General features: G+C 67.3%; 19 protein-coding genes. 11 read left to right on the top strand and 8 right to left on the bottom strand.

Translation table 11 applies throughout. From position 1 onward, the window contains the following. The first annotated feature begins 37 nt into the window (after positions 1-37). Both ABD05_RS23745 and ABD05_RS23740 read left to right on the top strand, forming a co-directional pair. A complete protein-coding gene (locus ABD05_RS23745) occupies positions 38-709 on the top strand; it encodes a lytic transglycosylase domain-containing protein (RefSeq protein ID WP_047902485.1) in 672 nt (223 codons plus the stop codon). 39 nt (positions 710-748) lie between these two features. Next, entirely contained in the window at positions 749-1,159 is a 411-nt protein-coding gene (locus ABD05_RS23740) for a lysozyme inhibitor LprI family protein (protein ID WP_082146204.1), read from the top strand. Positions 1,160-1,189: 30 nt separating this feature from the next. Here ABD05_RS23740 and ABD05_RS23735 read toward each other — a convergent pair whose 3' ends face one another. After that, positions 1,190-2,065, bottom strand: a complete 876-nt coding sequence (locus ABD05_RS23735) for a LysR family transcriptional regulator (protein ID WP_047902484.1) — start codon at positions 2,063-2,065, stop codon at positions 1,190-1,192. Between the two features lie 169 nt (positions 2,066-2,234). Between ABD05_RS23735 and ABD05_RS23730 the strand changes: the two genes are divergently transcribed. Further along, positions 2,235-3,308 carry an alkene reductase gene (locus ABD05_RS23730; RefSeq protein ID WP_047902483.1) on the top strand — a complete coding sequence of 358 codons (1,074 nt, stop codon included), beginning with the start codon at positions 2,235-2,237 and terminating at the stop codon, positions 3,306-3,308. Positions 3,309-3,401: 93 nt separating this feature from the next. On the opposite strand, the gene ABD05_RS23725 is transcribed toward ABD05_RS23730, so the two are convergent. The 7 genes from ABD05_RS23725 to ABD05_RS23695 all read right to left on the bottom strand — a co-directional run bounded on the left by ABD05_RS23725 (position 3,402) and on the right by ABD05_RS23695 (position 10,879). Continuing rightward, complete coding sequence (locus tag ABD05_RS23725) at positions 3,402-3,728, bottom strand: helix-turn-helix domain-containing protein (protein WP_047902482.1); 327 nt, start codon at positions 3,726-3,728, stop codon at positions 3,402-3,404. Positions 3,729-3,843: 115 nt separating this feature from the next. Next, complete coding sequence (locus ABD05_RS23720; protein ID WP_047902481.1) at positions 3,844-4,284, bottom strand: dihydroneopterin aldolase; 441 nt, start codon at positions 4,282-4,284, stop codon at positions 3,844-3,846. Continuing rightward, complete coding sequence (locus ABD05_RS23715; RefSeq protein WP_047902480.1) at positions 4,281-4,913, bottom strand: sarcosine oxidase subunit gamma; 633 nt, start codon at positions 4,911-4,913, stop codon at positions 4,281-4,283. Before ABD05_RS23715 ends, ABD05_RS23720 begins: the two co-directional genes overlap by 4 nt. Then, on the bottom strand, positions 4,903-7,914 hold the full coding sequence (locus tag ABD05_RS23710; protein WP_047902479.1) for a sarcosine oxidase subunit alpha family protein: 3,012 nt from the start codon (positions 7,912-7,914) through the stop codon (positions 4,903-4,905). Before ABD05_RS23710 ends, ABD05_RS23715 begins: the two co-directional genes overlap by 11 nt. Further along, positions 7,911-8,210, bottom strand: a complete 300-nt coding sequence (locus ABD05_RS23705; RefSeq protein WP_027790629.1) for a sarcosine oxidase subunit delta — start codon at positions 8,208-8,210, stop codon at positions 7,911-7,913. Before ABD05_RS23705 ends, ABD05_RS23710 begins: the two co-directional genes overlap by 4 nt. 22 nt (positions 8,211-8,232) lie before the next feature. Then, positions 8,233-9,477, bottom strand: coding sequence for a sarcosine oxidase subunit beta family protein (locus ABD05_RS23700; RefSeq protein WP_006480591.1), 1,245 nt, complete (start codon positions 9,475-9,477; stop codon positions 8,233-8,235). 16 nt (positions 9,478-9,493) lie between these two features. Next, positions 9,494-10,879: an L-serine ammonia-lyase gene (locus ABD05_RS23695; protein WP_047902478.1), complete on the bottom strand. Its 1,386-nt coding sequence runs from the start codon at positions 10,877-10,879 to the stop codon at positions 9,494-9,496. 284 nt (positions 10,880-11,163) lie between these two features. Between ABD05_RS23695 and ABD05_RS23690 the strand changes: the two genes are divergently transcribed. From ABD05_RS23690 to denD, 8 genes are all read left to right on the top strand, one after another. Next, positions 11,164-12,234, top strand: a complete 1,071-nt coding sequence (locus tag ABD05_RS23690) for a GlxA family transcriptional regulator (protein ID WP_047903758.1) — start codon at positions 11,164-11,166, stop codon at positions 12,232-12,234. A gap of 201 nt (positions 12,235-12,435) precedes the next feature. Beyond that, the gene (locus ABD05_RS23685; RefSeq protein WP_047902477.1) at positions 12,436-13,140 is read left to right on the top strand and encodes a FadR/GntR family transcriptional regulator; all 705 of its coding nucleotides are present in this window, start codon (positions 12,436-12,438) and stop codon (positions 13,138-13,140) included. A 61-nt stretch (positions 13,141-13,201) separates the two neighbouring features. Continuing rightward, positions 13,202-14,092, top strand: a complete 891-nt coding sequence (gene ltnD / locus ABD05_RS23680) for an L-threonate dehydrogenase (RefSeq protein WP_047902476.1) — start codon at positions 13,202-13,204, stop codon at positions 14,090-14,092. A gap of 19 nt (positions 14,093-14,111) precedes the next feature. Further along, on the top strand, positions 14,112-15,398 hold the full coding sequence (gene otnK, locus ABD05_RS23675; protein WP_047902475.1) for a 3-oxo-tetronate kinase: 1,287 nt from the start codon (positions 14,112-14,114) through the stop codon (positions 15,396-15,398). After that, positions 15,395-16,036 (top strand): 3-oxo-tetronate 4-phosphate decarboxylase, encoded by a 642-nt coding sequence (otnC, locus tag ABD05_RS23670; RefSeq protein WP_047902474.1) that lies wholly within the window; start codon positions 15,395-15,397, stop codon positions 16,034-16,036. The genes otnK and otnC overlap by 4 nt, the downstream gene beginning before the upstream one ends. 119 nt (positions 16,037-16,155) lie before the next feature. After that, positions 16,156-17,481 carry an MFS transporter gene (locus tag ABD05_RS23665; RefSeq protein ID WP_047902473.1) on the top strand — a complete coding sequence of 442 codons (1,326 nt, stop codon included), beginning with the start codon at positions 16,156-16,158 and terminating at the stop codon, positions 17,479-17,481. Between the two features lie 75 nt (positions 17,482-17,556). After that, the gene (gene otnI / locus ABD05_RS23660) at positions 17,557-18,333 is read left to right on the top strand and encodes a 2-oxo-tetronate isomerase (protein WP_047902472.1); all 777 of its coding nucleotides are present in this window, start codon (positions 17,557-17,559) and stop codon (positions 18,331-18,333) included. A gap of 27 nt (positions 18,334-18,360) precedes the next feature. Then, entirely contained in the window at positions 18,361-19,332 is a 972-nt protein-coding gene (denD, locus tag ABD05_RS23655; protein ID WP_047902471.1) for a D-erythronate dehydrogenase, read from the top strand. Positions 19,333-19,399 lie beyond the last annotated feature (67 nt).

The raw sequence follows: 19,399 nt of genomic DNA, 5'->3' as shown, positions 1-19,399 counted from the left end.
GATATACTATGCGCCTCCCAATTCCCCGCACTTCACCATGCGACGGTTTCTCTGGCTGATCGTGCTTTCGCTCGGCATCGCGCAACAGGCATCGGCGCAGCAGGCGCCCACGCTGCCTGCGTCCGCGCCTGAAGCGGCCGCATCGGCACCGTCCGGCGCATCCGCGCCGCTCGCCGACGCCAACGATCAGCCGAACGAAGCAAACCGCCGCATCACGTCCTACCTGACGAAGAAGTTCGGCGTCGCAAAAGAACGGGCCGCGAAGCTCGCCGATATCGTGAGCGTGACTGCGACGAAATATTCGCTGCCGCCGGCACTCGTTTACGCCATCATTTCGATCGAATCGCGCTTCCAGGAAAAGGCGCGCGGCCAGCATGGCGCGACGGGGCTGATGCAGGTCGTGCCGGCCGCGCATCGCGGCCTGCTGCGCAACGTGAAGGATCTGACCGAGCCGAACGCGAACGTCGAAGTCGGCTCCGCGATCCTGTCGGGCTATGTGAAGGCGGCGGGCGGCAACGTGCAGGCCGGGCTGAAAAGCTATGGCGGTTCGAACGCATATGCGGCGAAGGTGATGCAGCGGGTCGATTCGTTCCGCTTCGTGCTCGAACCCGACGACGTGAAAGCTGCGAGCGAGACGAAGGCGCGGATGGTGCCGGTCAGCGAATCGTCGCCGACCTCGACATCGACGTCGGCTCGCAACACGCAGTAAGCGCAACCGCGCACTCCCCCTTTGCGATTTATCCTGCGCATGCACTACGCGATCCGACACGCTGCCCGCCTTCTCGCCGTCGCCGCGCTGGCGAGCGGCGCTGCCCCCGCGTTCGCCGCAGTCGATTGCGAACAGCAGGGGCCGACGATGGACGCGGTGCGAAACTGCGTCCTCGACAACAACAATCAGGAAGTGGAACGCGCGTACCGGTCGCTCGAACGCAAGACCCGACAACGCAACCCCGATGCCGCGAAACAGCTCGCGAAATCGCAGGCGAGCTGGCTCAGCTTCGCGAGCGACACTTGCAATTACGTAAAGGCCGCCAATCCGCAGCAGATGATTCCGAACGATGCATGGATGAACTGCTGGGTCGACTTCAGCCAGGCGCGCGTGCGCATCCTGAAAAAATGGGAAGCGCAGGCGGACGCGCCGCAACCGGCGCACAACTGACCGGCGCCCGGATGCCCGCACCGCCAGACGTCACCCCTGCGCGAAATGCGCGCGCAGAAACTCGATGAAAATCTGCGTCTTCGCGGGCAGCAAGCGCGTTTCCGTCATCGCGTAGACGGGAACGGGCGTGCCCTCCCATCCGGGCAGCACGCGACGCAACCTTCCTGCGGCCACGTCGTCGGCCACGACCTCCTCCGGCATCTGGATGATCCCCGCATCCTGCACGGCCAGTTGCCGGATCATGCCGACGCTGTTCACGACGAAGCGCCCGCCCACCGGCACCTCGACCTCCCGCGCGTCGTCATGCAGCGTCCACGCATCGACGCGCTGCACGCTCAGGCACTGATGCCGCGTCAGGTCGTCCGGTTCGCGCGGCTCGCCCGAGCGCTCGAGATAGCGCGGCGACGCATACAGCTGATTGCGGAACGTGGCGAGCCGCCGCGCGACGAGTTGCGAATCCGCCGATTCCCCGATGCGGATCGCGACGTCGAACGGCTCGCTCACGAGGTCGACGCGCCGTGATGTCAGCTCGAAATCGAACGTCAGCTTCGGATAACGGTTCGCGAATTCGACGATCAGCGGCGTCAGGTAGATCACCGCGAAATCGACCGGAAACGACGCGCGCAGCACGCCGGCCGGTTCGGCCAGCAGCTCGCCGAGCTGCTCGTGCGCGAGACGCGCCTCGTCGACGATGCGCTTGCAGCGCTCGAAATACAGTTGCCCGGCCTCCGTCAGCTCGATCCGCCGCGTCGTGCGATGCAGCAGCCGCAAGCCGATCGCCTTTTCCAGCGCGCCGATCCGCCGCGACAGCGTCGAATTCGGCATGCCCAGCGCGTCGGCCGCGCTGCGAAAGCCCTTCGCCTTCACGACCTCCACGAACAGCGCCATGTCGTTCAGCAGTTCCACGCCCACTGATCCATCAATGGATCAATGTTATCCAAACTACCATATTTATCTCGAAAAGGAAGCAATGGATGATGTGTCCATGGCGGCAAGGCTGGCGCAACGGTGCGCGGCCGGCGCCCGATACGGCATCGCCCCGGTGCCGTTACCCGACCCTCAAGGAGCACGCATCATGGACGCACTGTTCACCCCGGCCCGTGTCGGCCGCTACACGCTGCAGAACCGCCTGGTCATGGCACCGATGACGCGCAGCCGCGCCGCGTTCGACGGCACGCCCGGCGAACTGGCCGCCGAATACTATGCGCAGCGCGCGGGCCTCGGCCTGATCGTCAGCGAAGGCACGCAGCCGTCCGACGATGGCCAGGGATACCTGACGACGCCCGGCATCTACACCGATGCGCACGTCGCGGGCTGGAAGGCGGTCAGCGACCGTGTGCACGCGCGCGGCGGCCGCCTGTTCATCCAGTTGATGCACGTGGGGCGGATGTCGCACCCCGACAATACGCCGCATCATCGCCAGGGCGTCGCGCCGTCGGCGATCGCGCCGGGCGTGCCGATGTTCACGGTGAAGGGGATGCAGGAGATTCCCGCGCCGCGCGCATTGACGACGGACGAGGTGCGCGAGACGGTGAACGACTTCCGCGTTGCCGCGCGCCGCGCGATCGAGGCCGGCGCCGACGGCGTCGAGATCCACGGCGCGAATGGGTATCTGGTCCAGCAGTTCTTCGCGCCGAACGCCAACACGCGCACCGACGCGTACGGCGGTTCGATCGAGAATCGCGCGCGCTTCGCGATCGAGGTGGCCGAGGCAATCGCCGACGAGATCGGCGCGGACCGCACCGCGATCCGCCTGTCGCCCGGCACCACGCTGTGGGGGATCGATGAAGGCGCGGAAGGTCCCGACCTGTATCGCCACCTGGCGACGCAGCTCGACCGGCTCGGCCTCGCGTACCTGCACGTGATGCACCAGGGCGACGAGCCGCTGCTCGCGGACCTGCGCGCGCGCTGGAACGGCACGCTGATCGTGAACCGGCCGGGCCGCGAGCGCGATGCGATCGGCACGGATGTCACAGCGGGCATTGCCGATCTCGAAGCGTACGGGCAGATGGTGCTCGCGAATCCGGATTTCGTGACGCGGCTGAAGACGGGCGCGCCGATGAACGACGCGCAGCGCGACACGTTCTTCGGCGGCGATGCGCGCGGGTATGTGGATTATCCGGCGTTGAACGGTACGGCTGCGGCGTAACGCTCGCGCGCGAACATCAAAACGGATTGGCACGCACCTGCAACATGTGTTCGACCGGCGAGACGTTGGTTGAAATGCACAGGCGATGCGCTATCAGGCGCTCTCCTGTGCCTCCACCGGAACAACCTGCGTCGCCGAATGCTCATACAATGCCTTGCGGGCCACCAGCGCTTCGCGTTTCGGCAGGACGAGCAAATTGAGACCCAAGCCTTCCAGCACCTTGAACAGTTTATCGAGGCCCACTGCTCGACCGTTCTCCAGTCGCGACAGCACGTCCTTGGAGACATCAAGCATATCGGCCGCGTCATCGATCCGCATCCGGATCTGCGCTCGTCGGTTGCGAACAAGCGCCCCCAACGCCACCAGATCCTGAGCCAATGGGTCGGGGGTCGCAATCGGTTGCGGTAAGGTGCGGGCCATAATTCCGAATTTTCAGGAACAAAGAGGTGTGTCTGAGCAGATGACCTATTGTTCTTATGTTTCAGGAATTATGCAAGACGGCAAACTATGCCGCCCGCCCACTTCAATCCGTCTCTCAAATCTGCCCCGCCGCCCCCGTCCATCGCAAATAATCCCCGCGCGTCCAGTCGAGCGACACGCCGACGCGTTTCGTGCCCGGCCGGATCTTCGGCTTGTACACCGACAGCGTCAGCGACTCCAGCGCCGGCCATTCGCGAAACGACAGCACCGCGATATCGGCGACGAGCGTCTCCAGCAGCCGCGTATGCGGCTTGTGCGACAGAAACGCCGCGACGCGCGCGCAATAGCCGTCGTAATCGATCCACTCGCCCTGCTCGCTCGGCTCGCAGCGATACCCGAGCCGCGCATCGATCACGATCGGTTGCGGCGCTTCATGCTCGTGCGCATGAATGCCGATCCGCGCGGGCACCTTCAGTTCGTCGACGAACACGCTCCAGCCGCGCCCGCGCAGGCGCGGCGCGTCGATCGCCACGAACGGTTCGTCGAACGGCTTCATGACGCGAGCGGCGCGGCAGCGTCGAGCATGATGCGTACGAAGTAGTCGGCGAAGCTGCGGCGCAGGACGATCTCGAACGTATCGTCGCCGGTCGGGATCAGCACGATCGACGACTTGAAGTAATGCGACTGCGCGCACTGGCCCGGCTTGAACGCACGCGGGTGGAGATCGAGCGGGCAGCCGCGCGCGAGCACGTCGCGCACGCGTTCGCCGCTGATCTCGACGACCGTGTAGCCGCTGCCGACGTCGACGGCCGCCGAATACGTGCCCTGCACGGCATCCGCGAGCTTGGCCTCCAGCACGCCGGCCGGCACGGGCCCGTTCGAGCGCACGAGCCATTCGTCGGGGCCGAGCCACAGCACGTCGTACTCGGCGCCGCGCGCGACTGTGTTCGGCTGCGCGGGCGGCCGGCAGCCGACCACGCGTTCGAACGCGCTCACGAACGCCGGATCGCTCAACTCGCCGCGGACGTTGACGAGATCGAGGAACGGCCGCTCGCGCAGCGTGAACTTGTTCGATGCGCGCGCCTGGTGCGTCTTCAGCACGTCGACCGCGCCGACGAACGGCGATTCAAGCGTCACGGCGCCCGCGCCCGCCACCTGCGTCTGGTTTCTCGTTTCATTCCACATGCTGGCGCACCCCTTCGGTATCGTAGAAAACCGGGCTCGAGATCGTCGCGGTGATGCGCTTGCCGTTGGCCAGCGGAATCACGACGCTCTCGCCCATCTTGTTCAGGCCGCCCTTCACCACCGCGAGCGCGATCGAGCGCTTCAGGATCGGGCTGTAGTAGCTCGACGTCACGTGGCCGATCATCGGCGTCGGATCGACCGCCGACACCTGCGTGTCCTTCGCGACGATCTGCGCGCCTTCCGGCAGCACGAACTGCTCGTCCTCGGTCAGCAGGCCGACGAACTGCTTGCGGCCTTCCTTCTTCGTGTCCGAACGCGCGAGCGAACGCTTGCCGAGGAAGTCCTTCGACTTCGCGACGACCCCGCCCATCCCGAGGTCGTACGGCGTGACCGAGCCGTCGGTATCCTGGCCGACGATGATGTAGCCCTTCTCCGCGCGCAGCACGTGCATCGTCTCGGTGCCGTACGGCGTGATGTCGAACTCGGCACCGGCCGCCATCAGCGCTTCCCACACCGCACGGCCCGCGTTCGCCGGCACGTTCACTTCATAGGCCAGCTCGCCCGAGAAGCTGATCCGCATCACGCGCGCCTTCGCGCCCGCGACGGTGCCGTTGCGGTAGCTCATGAACGGGAACGCCTCGTTGCCGAAGTCGATGTCCTGGCACACCTTCTGCACGACCTTGCGGCTCTTCGGGCCGACCACCGCGAACGTCGCCCAGTGATCGGTGACGGACGAGAGCCGCACCTTCATGTCGGGCCATTCGGTCTGCAGCCAGCGTTCGAGCCACGTGAGCACGCGCGCCGCGCCGCCCGTCGTGGTCGTCATCATGAAATGCTGGTCGGCGAGGCGCACCGTCACGCCGTCGTCGAACACCATCCCGTTCTCGTCGAGCATCAGCCCGTAGCGGCACTTGCCGACTTCGAGCTTGTTCCACGGGTTCGTGTACATCCAGTTCAGCAGCTTCACCGCATCGGGGCCCTGGATGTCGATCTTGCCGAGCGTCGACGCGTCGAGGATGCCGACGCTGTTGCGCACCGCGAGGCACTCGCGCTTCACGGCCGCATGGAGATCCTCGCCGTTCTTCGGGAAATACCACGGCCGCTTCCAGTTGCCGACGTCCTCGAACAGCGCGCCGTGCTCGACGTGCCATTCATGCACGCAGGTCTTGCGGATCGGGTCGAGGAAATCGCCGAGTTCGCGGCCCGCGAACGTGCCGAACGTCACCGGCGTGTAGTTCGGGCGGAACGTCGTCGTGCCCGTTTCCGGAATCGTCTTGCCGAGCGCCTGCGCGAGGATCGCCATCCCGTTGATGTTGCCGAGCTTGCCCTGGTCGGTGCCGAAGCCCATCGCCGTATAGCGCTTCACGTGCTCGACCGACTCGAAGCCTTCGCGCGCGGCGAGCAGGATGTCCGCAGCCGACACGTCGTTCTGGAAGTCGACGAACTGCTTCGGCCCGCGCGCCGCGGCCTCGCGGCTGCCGACGAGCCACAGCGGCTGCAGTGCGCCTTCGACGGTTTCAGCGACCTGCGGCGCGACCGGGCGCTGCGCGGCCGTGAAGCCCGCCGCCTTCGCCGCTTCCGCGCCGGCATCGACCGCGAGCCGCAGTGCGCGCGCGAGGCCGAATTCGCCGGCCGCCGCACCGATGCTCGCTTCCGCCTGCACGGGCTTGCCCGGCAGGAAGCATGCCTTCTCGTCGTTCCAGCAGGCCTTGCCGCCCGATTGCGCGAACAGGTGCAGCACGGGGCTGAAGCCGCCCGACATCGCGACGAGGTCGCACGGCAGCGTCTGCAGCTTGCCGCCCACCTGGCCGTTCGTGCTGGACGCGACGTCGACCGACGATACGCGCCACTTGCCCGAAGCGGCCGTCACGACCGCGCCGCTCATCACCGTCACGCCCTGCCGCTTTGCAGCGGCCGGCAGCGCGCCGTTCGACGATGCGCGCGAATCGACGACCGTTACCTTCGCGCCGCATGCCTTCAGGTCGAGCGCGGCCTGGTACGCGCGGTCGTTGTTCGTGAACACGACCACGTTGCGGCCCGGCAGCACGCCGAAGCGATGCACGTAGGTGGACACGGCCGACGCGAGCATCACGCCCGGCAGGTCGTTGTTGCCGAACACGATCGGACGCTCGTGCGCGCCGGTCGCGAGGATCACGCGCTTCGCGCGGACCTTCCACAGCAGCTCGCGCGTGCCTTTGCGCATCGACACCGGCAGGTGATCGGTCAGGCGCTGCGTGACCGTCACGAGGTTGTGGTCCTGGTAGCCGAACGCGGTGCTGCGCGACAGGATCGTCACGTCGGGCAGCTTGCGCAGCTCGGCCTCGATCTTCTCGACCCACTGCAGCGCGGGCTTCGCGTCGATCTCGGCGCGACACGACAGCAGGCTGCCGCCGAGCTCGCGCTGGTCGTCGACGAGGATCACGCGCGCGCCGGCCACGGCCGCCGCATGCGCGGCCGCGAGGCCCGACGGGCCGCCGCCGACGACGAGCACGTCGCAGTGCGCATAGCACTTGTCGTAGCGATCGGCGTCGAGCGCCTCGGGCGCCTTGCCGAGGCCGGCCGCCTCGCGGATCTTCTCTTCGTACTTCGGCCACATCTTGCGCGGCCACATGAAGGTCTTGTAGTAGAAGCCGGCCGGCAGGAAGCGCGAGAACTTCTGGTTGATCGCGTACTTGTCGTTCTCGAGCGTCGGCTCGGCGTTCACGCTCGTCGCGACGAGCCCCTGGTACAGCTCTATTTCGGTCGCGCGCGCGTTCGGCACCGTGTACGGGCCCGATTCGAGCTGCACGACCGCATTCGGTTCCGCGACGTCGGCCGTCACGATCCCGCGCGGGCGGTGGTACTTGAAGCTGCGCGCGACGAAGTGCACGCCGTTCGCGAGCAGCGCGGACGCGAGCGTGTCGCCCTGGAAGCCCTGATACGTGCGGCCGTTGAACGTGAACGTCAACGGAATCGCGCGATTGATGCGGCCACCGGTGCCGAGGCGGTCTTTCTGGCTCATTTGCTCGTGCCCTCTTCGTGTGCGTTGCCGGCAGCGTCGCCGCCGAACTTTTCGTAGCCCTTGATATCGTAGGTCACCGTGTCGCGCGTGGCCTTGAACCAGCGTCGGCAGCCCTGCGCGTGCAGCCATTGCTCCTTGTGCAGCCCGCGCTTGTTCTCGCGCATGAACACGTATTCGCCCCATTCGCGGTCGGTCATGTTCTCGTTGTTGACGGGGCGCACGATGTCGGCTTCGCCGCCGCAAGAGAATTCGGATTCGGCGCGCGGCCCGCACCACGGACATTCGATCAGCAACATGTTTCTTTCTCCAATGGTGGGTTTAGTGCGCAACGGCGGCAGCGCCGTGCTCGTCGATCAGGTGGCCCGTGTAGAAGCGGTCGAGCGCGAACGGCGCGTTCAGCGGATGCGGTTCGTCGCGCGCGATCGTGTGCGCGAACACCCAGCCCGAGCCGGGCGTCGCCTTGAAGCCGCCGGTGCCCCAGCCGCAGTTGAAATAAAGGCCCTTCACGTCGGTCTTGGTGATGATCGGGCACGCGTCCGGCGACACGTCGACGATACCGCCCCACTGGCGGTTCATCCGCACGCGCGAGAACACCGGGAACATCTCGACGATCGCCTGCAGCGTGCTTTCGATGATGTGGAAGCTGCCGCGCTGGCCGAAGCCCGTGTACTGGTCGATGCCCGCGCCGATCACGAGATCGCCCTTGTCGGACTGGCTGATATACGCGTGCACCGCGTTCGACATGATCACCGAGTTGACCACCGGCTTGATCGGCTCGGACACCAGCGCCTGCAGCGGGTGGCTTTCGATCGGCAGGCGCACGCCGGCCATGTCGGCGAGCGTCGTCGTGTTGCCGGCCGCCACCACCGCGACCTTCTTCGCCTTGATGAAGCCCTTCACCGTATCGACGCCGACCACCGCGCCGCCTTCGCGGCGAATGCCCGTCACCTGGCAGTTCTGGATGATGTCGACGCCGGCGCGATCCGCGCCGCGCGCGAAGCCCCAGGCCACCGCGTCGTGACGCGCGACGCCCGCACGGCGCTGGATCGATGCGCCGAGCACCGGGTAGCGGCTGTTCAGGTTGATCGTCGGCTCGATTTCCTTGATCTGCGCGGGCGTCAGGAATTCGGCATCGACGCCGTTCAGCCGGTTCGCGTTGACGCGGCGCTCGGTGTCACGTACGTCCTGCAACGTGTGCGCGAGGTTCATCACGCCGCGCTGGCTGAACATCACGTTGTAGTTCAGGTCCTGCGACAGCCCTTCCCACAGCTTCATCGCCTTCTCGTACAGCGCGGCCGATTCGTCCCACAGATAGTTCGAGCGCACGATCGTCGTGTTGCGCGCGGTGTTGCCGCCGCCGATCCAGCCCTTCTCGAGGATCGCGACGTTCGTGATCCCGTGTTCCTTCGCGAGGTAGTACGCGGTCGCGAGGCCGTGGCCGCCGCCGCCGACGATCACGACGTCGTATTCCTTCTTCGGTTCCGGGCTCTTCCACTGCTTTTCCCAGTTCTCGTGATACGAGAGGCCGTTGCGGAACAGGCTGAATATCGAGTAGCGGCTCATGATGATTGACCCTTCGTTAGCATTCGATGACGTTCACGGCGAGACCGCCGCGCGACGTTTCCTTGTATTTCGTCTTCATGTCGGCACCCGTCTCGCGCATCGTCTTGATCACGGAATCGAGCGACACGTAGTGCTGGCCGTTGCCCTTGAGCGCCATGCGCGACGCGTTCAGCGCCTTGATCGCGCCCATCGCGTTGCGCTCGATGCACGGGATCTGCACGAGCCCGCCGACCGGATCGCAGGTCATCCCGAGGTTGTGCTCCATGCCGATCTCGGCGGCGTTCTCGACCTGGTCGGGCGTGCCGCCCATCACCGCGGCGAGCGCGGCCGCGGCCATCGAGCACGCGACGCCCACTTCGCCCTGGCAACCGACTTCCGCGCCGGAGATCGACGCGGTTTCCTTGTAGATGATCCCGATCGCCGCGGCCGTCAGCAGGAATTCGACGATGCCGGCTTCGTTCGAGCCCGGCACGAATTTCACGTAGTAGTGCAGCACCGCGGGAATCACGCCGGCCGCGCCGTTGGTCGGCGCGGTGACGACGCGCCCTCCCGCCGCGTTCTCCTCGTTGACGGCCATCGCGTACAGGTTGACCCAGTCGAGCATCGACAGCGGGTCGCGCAGCGACTCTTCCGAGCGCGCGCGCAGGTTCCCGTTCAGCTCGGCCGCGCGGCGCTTCACGCGCATCGGGCCCGGCAGCTCGCCCTCGACCTTGCAGCCGCGCTCGACGCATGCGGCCATCGTGCGCCAGATCGCGAGCAGCCCGGCGCGCACTTCGTCGGCGGGGCGCAGCGCGCATTCGTTGCGCAGCATCAGTTCGGCGATCGACAGCCCGTGTTCGCGACACTGCCGCATCAGGTCGTCGCCGGTGCGGAACGGGTACGGCACCTCGACCGCCGCGCGCACGCCGTTCACGCGATCGCCGTCGCGGTTCACGACGAAACCGCCGCCGACCGAGTAATACTCTTTCTCGACCAGCAACTGGCCGTGTTCGTCGAATGCCTGGAAGCGCATTCCGTTCGGGTGCACGATGCTCGTGCCGCTCATCATCTTGCGAAAGAAGCCGATGTGCTCCTTTTCCTCGAAGCGGACCGTCTGCTTGCCGAGCAGCGACAGCGACTTCTCCGCGCGGATCGCGGCGAGCCGCGGCTCGATCAGGTCGGGATCGATCGTGTCGGGCAGGTGGCCCTCGAGGCCGAGCAGCACGGCCTTGTCGGTGCCGTGGCCCTTGCCGGTCGCGCCGAGCGAGCCGTACAGCTCGACGCGCACGCGGCGCACGAAGCCGAGCAGGTTCGCGTCCTCCACGTGCGACGCGAAGCGGCACGCGGCGATCATCGGGCCGACCGTATGCGAACTGGACGGGCCGATGCCGATCTTGAACAGGTCGAACGCGCTGACGTTCATCTGGCTTCCTCTGGATGACATGCGTGGAATGACGTTGGGCACCAGTACATCAAAGCGTAAAATTGGCCGATAGAACAAAAACGGCATCGGCGTGGGATACCGCCGCCAAGTACCGCGCCGGCCGGCCCGAAAGTACGTTTTGGCGATGGTTCGCGACGGAAAACCACAAGTCCGGCCGAAGCCGATCGGCGACGCTGGCACCATCCGCGCCGCCTCGGCAGCCGTACCCGCAACCAGAGTGAAATGAGTGAGACCGCCTGCCCGGCGTGACGAGATTGGCCGCGATGACACCCGACGTACCCGCTTCCCCCCTTGCAGAACCCGCACCGCGGCGTATCCGCTTCGGCATCGTGCTGCTGCCGAACTTCACGCTGACGGCCTTCTCGGGCTTCGTCGACATGCTGCGGCTGTCGGCCGACGACGGCGACTACAGCAAACCCGTGCGCTGCGCGTGGAGCGTGATCGGCGAGACCCTCGCGCCGGTGCGCGCGAGCTGCGGGATCCAGATCACGCCGTGGGAGACGTTCGACGCGGCCGAGCCGTTCGACTATGTGGTCGTGGTCGGCGGGCTGCTGCATTCGGGGCCGCAAGCCGGCCCCGAAACGCTCGACTTCATCCGCCGCGCGGCGACGGGCGGCGCGACGGTCGTCGGAATCTGCACCGGCGTGTTCACGCTGATGCGCGCCGGCGTGCTCGACGGCTACCGCACCTGCGTGAGCTGGTTCCACTACTGGGATTTCATCGAACGCTTCCCGTCCGCCGATCCCGACCTGCTGATCGCCGACCGGCTGTTCGTGATCGACCGGCGCCGGATCACCTGTTCGGGCGGCCGCGCGTCGATCGATGTCGCCGCCGCGATCCTGCTGCGCCATTTCGATCATGCAACCGTGCAGAAGGCGCTGCGCATCCTGCTCGTCGGCGAGATGCAGAAGGGCAACGCGCCGCAGCCGCATCCGCCGGGGCTCGAGCCGGCGACGCATCCGAAGGTCAAGCGCGCGATTCTCCTGATGGAACAGCATGTCGGGCGCACGCTGCCGCTCGATGAACTGGCGTGCAAGCTCGACCTGTCGACGCGACAGCTCGAGCGCCTGTTCAAGGCCGAGACGGGCAAGAGCCCGCAGGTGTTCGCGAAGCAGGTGCGGCTGCGCACCGCCGCGTGGCTGCTGACGAGTTCGGACCGCACGGTGGCCGATATCGCGTCGAGCTGCGGGTTCGCCGATGCGTCGCACCTCGGGCGCGAATTCCGCAAGCAGTTCGGCGTGCCGCCGGCGACGTATCGCGAACGCGGCGGCGAAGTGGCGGAAGCCGGCGCGCCAGACGCGGCGGCCGACCCCGTCGAGGACATCGCCGACTGACGGCCGCAGGTACCCGCGCGTCTCTTTCCAGACCGGCCGACCAACCGCGAAACAGCATCCGATCGCGCCGGTTTCGATTCAAATGGAACCGGTTTCAGTCAACTTGACCGACGTTGCACATCATTAACCGAGGGTTATCACGGATGCTGCCTCACGCTCAAATTTGTATGATGACCACATCACCTTACAAACCTGAGCGCCATGTTCGAGAAAATTCCCGCCCGCGCGATGAGCGACCATGTCGCGCAGCAACTGCTCAAGCAGATCGAAGTCGGCAGTTTCTCGGCCACCGGCAAGCTGCCGACCGAAGCCGTGCTCGCGCAGGAATTCGGCGTGAGCCGCACCGTGATCCGCGAGGCGATCTCGCGGCTGAAGAACGAAGGCGTGGTCGAGCCGCGCCAGGGCAGCGGCGTGTACGTGAACCAGCACGGCGCGATCCGGCCGCTGCGGATCGACTATGCGGAAGCCGTCGAGGCGAGCTCGATGCCGCACCTGCTCGCGGTGCGCCGCGCGATCGAGGCTGAAGTCGCGGCCGAAGCCGCGCTGCACCACTCCGCCGACGACATGGCCGACATCGACGACGCGCTGCGCGAGATCGACGAGGCGGTCGCAGAAGGGCGCGACGGCGTCGCGGAAGACGTCGCGTTCCACCGCACGATCGCCGCCGTCACCGGCAACCCGTATTTCCTGAAGACGCTGCAGTTCCTGAACCAGTACCTCGAAGCCGGCGTGAAAGTCACGCGCAGCAACGAAGCGACGCGCGAGGATTTCTCGCGCCAGGTGCGCGAGGAACACGCGGCGATCGCCGACGCGATCCGCGCGCGCGACCCGATGGCGGCGCGCAACGCGGCGCGCACGCACATGTACAACGCCGCCCGACGTCTCGCGGAAGCCGGCATCTGCTGAAGCCGGCGGCGCCCGCCGCCGCTGTTGTCCCGAACCTCTCCCGAATCGATCAAGGTTGACCATGTCACGAAATATTGGAGTCATCGGCCTCGGCGCGATGGGCCTCGGCGTCGCCCGCTCGCTGCTGCGCGCAGGCTTGCGCGTGCACGCATGCGACGTACGCGACACCGTGCTGCAGGCGTTCGCCGCCGAAGGCGGCATTGCCTGCGCGACGCCGGCCGAACTCGGCGCGCAGTGCGACGTCGTCGTCACGCTCGTCGTCAATGCCGCGCAAACGGAAACGGTGCTGTTCGGCGAGCACGGCGCGGTCGCGGCGATGAAGCCGGGCGGCGTCGTGATCGCAAGCGCGACCGTCGCGCCCGAATTCGCGGTCGCGCTCGGCGCACGCATCGAGGCCGCCGGCCTGCAGATGCTCGATGCGCCCGTGTCGGGCGGCGCCGCTCGCGCGGCATCGGGCGAGATGACGATGATGACGTCGGGCCCGGCCGCCGCGTACGCGGGCTGCGAGGACGTGCTCGCCGCGATCGCCGGCAAGGTCTACCGCCTCGGCGACACGCACGGCATCGGCTCGAAGGTGAAGATCATCAACCAGCTGCTGGCCGGCGTGCACATCGCAGCCGCGGCCGAAGCGATGGCGCTGGGCCTGCGCGAAGGCGTCGATGCCGACGCGCTGTACGACGTGATCACGCACAGCGCCGGCAATTCGTGGATGTTCGAGAACCGCGTGCCGCACATCCTGAACGGCGACTACACGCCGCTGTCGGCCGTCGACATCTTCGTGAAGGATCTCGGCCTCGTGCTCGATACCGCGCGCCGCAGCAAGTTCCCGCTGCCGCTGTCGGCCACCGCGCACCAGATGTTCATGAGCGCGTCGAGCGCCGGCCACGGCGGCGAGGACGATTCCGCCGTGATCAAGACTTTCCCCGGCATCACGCTGCCGCCCGCCCGCTGATTCGTACGACGTTCCCGCCATGACCGCTTCCGCTTCCCGTCCCCTGCTCGGCTGCATCGCCGACGATTTCACCGGCGCGACCGATCTCGCGAACATGCTCGTCAAGAGCGGCATGCGCACCGTGCAGACGATCGGCGTGCCTGCCGGCAACGCAACGCTCGACGCCGACGCGATCGTCGTCGCGCTGAAGTCGCGCACGATTCCCGCGGCCGATGCCGTCGCGCAATCGCTCGCCGCGTACGAATGGCTGCGCGCGCAGGGCTGCCGGCAGTTTTTCTTCAAGTACTGCTCGACATTCGACTCGACTGATGCGGGCAACATCGGGCCCGTCGCCGACGCGCTGCTCGATGCGGCCGGCGGCGGCTTCACGATCGCGTGCCCGGCGTTCCCGGAGAACGGCCGCACGATCTATCGCGGCCACCTGTTCGTCGGCGACGTGCTGCTGAACGAATCGGGCATGGAGAACCATCCGCTCACGCCGATGAAGGACGCGAACCTCGTGCGCGTGCTGCAGCGGCAGACAAAGTCGCCGGTCGGTCTGATCCGCTACGACACGATCGCGCTGGGCGCGGCCGCGGTGCGCGCGCGGATCGACCAGTTGCGCGCGGAAGGCGCGCGCTTCGCGATCGCCGACGCGCTGTCCGACCGCGACCTGTACGTGCTCGGCGAAGCATGCGCGGGCCTGCCGCTCGTCACCGGCGGCTCGGGCATCGCGCTCGGCCTGCCCGCGAATTTCCGCCGCGCGGAGCAACTGCCCGAACGCGACAATGCGGCATCGCTGCCGCGCATCGACGGGCTGTCGGCCGTGCTCGCCGGCAGTGCATCGAAAGCCACCAACGCGCAGGTCGCCGCGTGGCGCGCCACGCGGCCGAGCTTCCGCATCGATCCGCTTGCGGCGTCGCGCGGCGAGCCCGTCGTCGCTGAAGCGCTCGCGTTCGCGCGCGCACACCTGCCGCAGCCGGTGCTGATCTACGCGACCGCGACGCCCGACGAAGTGAAGGCCGTGCAGCAGGCGCTCGGTGTCGAAGTGGCCGGTCATCTCGTCGAAAGCACGCTCGCGGCGATCGCGCAGGGCCTGCGCGAGCTCGGCGTGCGCAAGTTCGTCGTCGCCGGCGGCGAGACGTCCGGCGCGGTCGTGCAGGCGCTCGACGTGAAGTCGCTGCAGATCGGCGCGCAAATCGATCCGGGCGTGCCGGCCACGGCCACCATCGATGCGCAGCCGCTCGGCCTCGCGCTGAAATCCGGCAACTTCGGCGCGACGGACTTTTTCGACAAGGCGCTGCGCGCGCTGGACGGAGCCGCATGATGAGCGACGAAGCGAAACTGCGCGAAGAGATCTGCGTCGTCGGCGCGAGCCTGTACGCACGCGGCCACGCGGTCGGCAGCGCCGGCAACATCAGCGCGCGCCTGCCCGACGGCTGGCTGATCACGCCGACCGACGCGTGCCTCGGCCGGCTCGACCCGAACGACATCGCGAAAGTCAGCGCCGACGGCCAGCCCATGTCGGGCGGCAAGCCGTCGAAGACGCTCGCGCTGCATCGCGGCATCTACGCGCGCAACGCGGAAGCGAACGGCGTCGTCCACACGCATTCGACGCACCTCGTCGCGTTGACGCTCGCGGGCGTGTGGCGCGACACCGACGTGCTGCCGCCGATCACGCCGTACTACGTGATGAAGGTCGGCCATATTCCGCTGATCCGTTACCGCCGCCCCGGCGACCCGGCCGTCGCGGCCGAAGTCGCGGCGCTCGCCGACCAGGTGCGCGGCGTGCTGCTCGACCGCCTCGGCCCCGTGATGTGGGGGCCGTCGGTATCGCACGCGTCGTATGCGCTCGAGGAACTCGAGGAAACGGCACGGCTGTGGCTGATGACGAACCCGAAGCCCGAGCCGCTTTCCGACGCGGCGCTCGACGAACTGCGCGAGACCTTCGGCGCGCGCTGGTAACGCGGCGCGCACCACGTACCGATTCCCATGCCCGCCGTGTGCGCGGGCCCTTCCGTCAGCACACACATACGATCCGGCGGCCTACGCGCCGCCGGCACACGACATCCTTGGAGACGACGATGACTGCTCTCGATGCGGCCGCAAGCCGCTCGCCCGCCGCGCCTGCCCATTCCGCGGAACTTGACCGCACCTACAAGAAAGTGTTCTGGCGCATCGTGCCGTTCCTGATGCTCTGCTACGTGGTCGCATATCTCGACCGCGTGAACGTCGGCTTCGCGAAGCTGCAGATGTCGCAGGATCTCGCGTTCAGCGAAACCGTGTTCGGCCTCGGCGCGGGGATTTTCTTCCTCGGCTACTTTCTGTTCGAACTGCCAAGCAACCTGCTGATGCACCGCCTCGGCGCGCGCATCTGGATCGCGCGGATCATGATCACGTGGGGCCTGCTGTCCGCGCTGTTCGCGTTCGTGAAGACGCCGACGCAGTTCTATGTGCTGCGCTTCCTGCTCGGCCTCGCGGAAGCCGGCTTCTACCCCGGCGTGATCCTGTACCTCACGTACTGGTTCCCGTCGCACCGCCGCGCGAAGATCATCGCGGTGTTCATGTCCGCGATCCCCGTATCGGGCATCTTCGGCAACCCGCTGTCGGGCTGGATCATGGAGCGCTTCCACGGCGGCTCGGGCTTCCACGGCTGGCAATGGATGTTCATGATCGAAGCCGTGCCGGCCGTGCTGGTCGGCATCGCGACGATCCTGTATCTCGACAACAGCATCCGCGGCGCGAAGTGGCTCGACGAGCGCGAGAAGCAACTCCTCGAAGACGAAATCGCCGCGCAGCCGCAGGAACAGCAGCAGCACGGCCATTCGCTGAAGGCCGTGTTCTCCGACCCGCGCATGTGGTGGATGTCGCTGATCTACTTCGCGTTCGTCACGGGCCAGTACGGCCTCACGTTCTGGATGCCGACGCTCGTGAAGTCGACCGGCATCACCGATACGCTCCAGATCGGCCTGCTGTCCGCGATCCCGTTCGTCGTCGCGATCGTCGCGATGAACCTGTTCGGGCACAGCGCGGACAAGCGCCGCGAACGCCGCTGGCACCTGATCGTGCCGGCGCTGATGGGTGCGGTCGGGTTTGCGGTCGCGGCGTCGTACTCGCACAATACGGTGGTGTCGATCGTGTTCCTGTCGCTCGCGGCAGGCGGCGTGCTGACCTGCGCACCGCTGTTCTGGTCGCTGCCGACCGCGTTCCTCGCGGGCTCGGCGGCCGCGGCCGGGATCGCGATCATCAACTCGGTCGGCAACCTCGCCGGTTTCGCGAGCCCGTACGTGATCGGCTACCTGAAGGACACCACGCACAGCACGTCGTCCGGCATGTACGTGCTGGCGGCCATGCTCGTGATCGGCGCGATCGCCGTGTGGCTCACGCCCGCGAAACTCGTGAACCGCTGAGTTGCCGAGCCGCTGAGCCGCCATTCGACGCGGGGCGCGTTGCGCCCCGCCCCATTCATTCACAGGACCGCTGCCATGCCACGCTTCGCCGCCAACCTCTCGATGATGTACAACGAGCACGCGTTCCTCGAACGCTTCGCCGCTGCCGCCTACGACGGCTTCAAGGCCGTCGAGTACCTGTTCCCGTACGACTTCGCCGCCGAGGACATCCGCGCGCGCCTCGACTCGCACAACCTCGTACAGGCGCTGTTCAACGCGCCGCCGGGCAACTGGGCCGCGGGCGAACGCGGCATCGCGTCGCTGCCGGGCCGCGAGGACGAGTTCCGGCGCGGCATCGACCAGGCGCTCGACTATGCGCGCGTGCTCGGCAACAAGAAGCTGCACGTGATGGCCGGCATGGTCGCGCCGGGCGCCGACCGCGCGCGCCATCGCGACACGTACCTGTCGAACCTGCGGCATGCGGCGCAGGCCGCCGCCCCGCGCGGCGTCACGATCCTGATCGAGCCGATCAACCAGCGCGACATGCCCGGCTATTTCCTGAGCCGCCAGGACGACGCGCAGGCGATCTGCGCGGAAGTCGGCGCGCCGAACCTGAAGGTGCAGTTCGACTGCTACCACTGCCAGATCGTCGAAGGCGATCTCGCGATGAAGCTCAAGCGCGATTTCGCGGGCATCGGCCACATCCAGATCGCGGGCGTGCCCGAGCGCCACGAGCCGGATCTCGGCGAACTCAATTACCCGTACCTGTTCGAGCTGATCGACGCGCTCGGCTACGACGGCTGGATCGGCTGCGAATACCGGCCGAAGGCCGGCACGTCGGCCGGCCTCGGCTGGCTCAAGCCGTACCTGTAATCCAGCATTCCCACGAGGATAGAAAAGATGAAAGTACTGATCACCGGCGGCGCCGGCTTTCTCGGCCAGCGTCTCGCGCGCAAGCTGCTCGAGCGCGGCGAACTGACCGGCCCCGACGGCCGGATCGCGAAGATCGACGAGCTGGTGCTGCTCGACGTCGTCAAGGGCAGCGATTTCGGCGATGCGCGCGTGACGTCGATCGTCGGCGACATCGCCGATCGCGCGGTGCTCGAAAGCGCGATCGACACGCAGACGGGCGCGATCTTCCACCTCGCGGCGATCGTCAGCGGGCAGGCCGAAGCCGATTTCGATCTCGGCATGCGGATCAACCTCGACGCATCGCGCACGCTGCTCGAAGTGTGCCGCGCGCGCGGCCACCAGCCGCGCGTCGTGTTCACGAGCTCGGTCGCGGTGTACGGCGGCGCGCTGCCCGACGTCGTGCAGGACGACACCGCGCTGAACCCGCAATCGTCGTACGGCGCCGAGAAGGCGATCGCCGAACTGCTGCTGTGCGACTACGCGCGGCGCGGCTTCGTCGACGGCCGCGTGCTGCGGCTGCCGACCATCAGCGTGCGGCCCGGCCGCCCGAACGCGGCCGCGTCGTCGTTCGCGAGCGGCATCATCCGCGAGCCGCTGAACGGCGAGGAAAGCGCGTGCCCGGTGCCGGGTTCGACGCGGCTGTGGCTGCTGTCGCCGCGCGGTGCGATCGAAGCGCTCGTCGCGGGCTGCGAGATCGACAGCGCGAAGCTCGGCAACAAGCGCGTGATCAACCTGCCCGGCCTGTCGGTGTCGGTCGACGAGATGATCGAAGCGCTGCGCGAAGTCGCGGGCGACGACGTCGTGAAGCTGATCCGCCACGCGCCCGACGAGCGCGTCGAGAAGATCGTCGGCAGCTGGCCGGGCCGCTGGGACACGACGCGCGCGGAAGCGCTCGGGCTGAAGGGCGACACGTCGTTCGCGGACGTGATCCGCAGTCATATCGCCGACGAACGGTGCTGATTCACGCGCCGCGTTGCGCGGGCGGATGCGTGCCCGCCGCGCGGCACGCACGCGTCGCCGTCGAGCC

The organism is Burkholderia pyrrocinia (assembly GCF_001028665.1).
In the GTDB taxonomy this organism is placed as follows: Bacteria; Pseudomonadota; Gammaproteobacteria; order Burkholderiales; family Burkholderiaceae; genus Burkholderia; species Burkholderia pyrrocinia.
Note: the sequence above shows the minus strand (reverse complement) of the source record. Positions and strands in the feature narration are given on the sequence as shown.

What these genes read in the sequence shown, in the direction of transcription:
- ABD05_RS23740 (WP_082146204.1), top strand. Translation starts at nt 749, where the DNA reads ATGCACTACGCGATCCGACACGCTGCCCGCCTTCTCGCCGTCGCCGCG.
- ABD05_RS23745 (WP_047902485.1), top strand. Translation starts at nt 38, where the DNA reads ATGCGACGGTTTCTCTGGCTGATCGTGCTTTCGCTCGGCATCGCGCAA.
- otnC (WP_047902474.1), top strand. Translation starts at nt 15,395, where the DNA reads ATGATGAGCGACGAAGCGAAACTGCGCGAAGAGATCTGCGTCGTCGGC.
- ABD05_RS23705 (WP_027790629.1), bottom strand. Translation starts at nt 8,210, where the DNA reads ATGTTGCTGATCGAATGTCCGTGGTGCGGGCCGCGCGCCGAATCCGAA.
- otnI (WP_047902472.1), top strand. Translation starts at nt 17,557, where the DNA reads ATGCCACGCTTCGCCGCCAACCTCTCGATGATGTACAACGAGCACGCG.
- ABD05_RS23710 (WP_047902479.1), bottom strand. Translation starts at nt 7,914, where the DNA reads ATGAGCCAGAAAGACCGCCTCGGCACCGGTGGCCGCATCAATCGCGCG.
- ltnD (WP_047902476.1), top strand. Translation starts at nt 13,202, where the DNA reads ATGTCACGAAATATTGGAGTCATCGGCCTCGGCGCGATGGGCCTCGGC.
- ABD05_RS23700 (WP_006480591.1), bottom strand. Translation starts at nt 9,477, where the DNA reads ATGAGCCGCTACTCGATATTCAGCCTGTTCCGCAACGGCCTCTCGTAT.
- ABD05_RS23685 (WP_047902477.1), top strand. Translation starts at nt 12,436, where the DNA reads ATGTTCGAGAAAATTCCCGCCCGCGCGATGAGCGACCATGTCGCGCAG.
- ABD05_RS23715 (WP_047902480.1), bottom strand. Translation starts at nt 4,913, where the DNA reads ATGTGGAATGAAACGAGAAACCAGACGCAGGTGGCGGGCGCGGGCGCC.
- denD (WP_047902471.1), top strand. Translation starts at nt 18,361, where the DNA reads ATGAAAGTACTGATCACCGGCGGCGCCGGCTTTCTCGGCCAGCGTCTC.
- ABD05_RS23725 (WP_047902482.1), bottom strand. Translation starts at nt 3,728, where the DNA reads ATGGCCCGCACCTTACCGCAACCGATTGCGACCCCCGACCCATTGGCT.
- ABD05_RS23695 (WP_047902478.1), bottom strand. Translation starts at nt 10,879, where the DNA reads ATGAACGTCAGCGCGTTCGACCTGTTCAAGATCGGCATCGGCCCGTCC.
- otnK (WP_047902475.1), top strand. Translation starts at nt 14,112, where the DNA reads ATGACCGCTTCCGCTTCCCGTCCCCTGCTCGGCTGCATCGCCGACGAT.
- ABD05_RS23690 (WP_047903758.1), top strand. Translation starts at nt 11,164, where the DNA reads ATGACACCCGACGTACCCGCTTCCCCCCTTGCAGAACCCGCACCGCGG.
- ABD05_RS23730 (WP_047902483.1), top strand. Translation starts at nt 2,235, where the DNA reads ATGGACGCACTGTTCACCCCGGCCCGTGTCGGCCGCTACACGCTGCAG.
- ABD05_RS23720 (WP_047902481.1), bottom strand. Translation starts at nt 4,284, where the DNA reads ATGAAGCCGTTCGACGAACCGTTCGTGGCGATCGACGCGCCGCGCCTG.
- ABD05_RS23665 (WP_047902473.1), top strand. Translation starts at nt 16,156, where the DNA reads ATGACTGCTCTCGATGCGGCCGCAAGCCGCTCGCCCGCCGCGCCTGCC.